Origin of the sequence: Desulfobulbus alkaliphilus (genome assembly GCF_016918545.1) — a bacterium.
Classification (GTDB): Bacteria; Desulfobacterota; Desulfobulbia; order Desulfobulbales; family Desulfobulbaceae; genus Desulfobulbus; species Desulfobulbus alkaliphilus.
The window spans coordinates 1-379 of record NZ_JAFFQC010000462.1 but is presented as its reverse complement, the minus strand read 5'-3'; the positions used below and the strand labels follow the sequence as shown (position 1 = coordinate 379).

General features: G+C 33.5%; 1 pseudogene. It reads left to right on the top strand.

Going from position 1 to position 379, the window contains the following annotated elements:
- A pseudogene (locus JWG43_RS19415) lies at nt 1-256 on the top strand (hypothetical protein); the annotation flags it as partial.
- Nucleotides 257-379 lie beyond the last annotated feature (123 nt).

The following is a 379-nucleotide window of genomic DNA, read 5'->3' as shown; positions in this document are numbered from 1 at the left end:
GGTAATGGGTATACAAGTTTGTCGTGCAAAAACTAGGGGAGCATTTTCTTTTTCAAAACCTGTTGGGGAGCAAAAAGGTATTGTTCAGGTAGGTCATAAAAATTTAAAAGAAACACTCTTAACAATCATGAGTGAATGGAAATCTGATAAGCGTTATAGGGTAGAGGGGATTCACATTCCTGAAGATAAGGCTTTTTTTTTTGAATTGAAGGATTTTGAGGAACTATCTGACTTTCGTAAAAACGACATTAAATAGTAAGGAACGAAGATAAAAATTATTGGTGGGAGTACAACTATTGTATTCCTGCCATTTTCATATTTTTGCAAGGGGTTTCATGTTATAATATATTGTAGGAGGTAACTCTATGAACAATAAAGA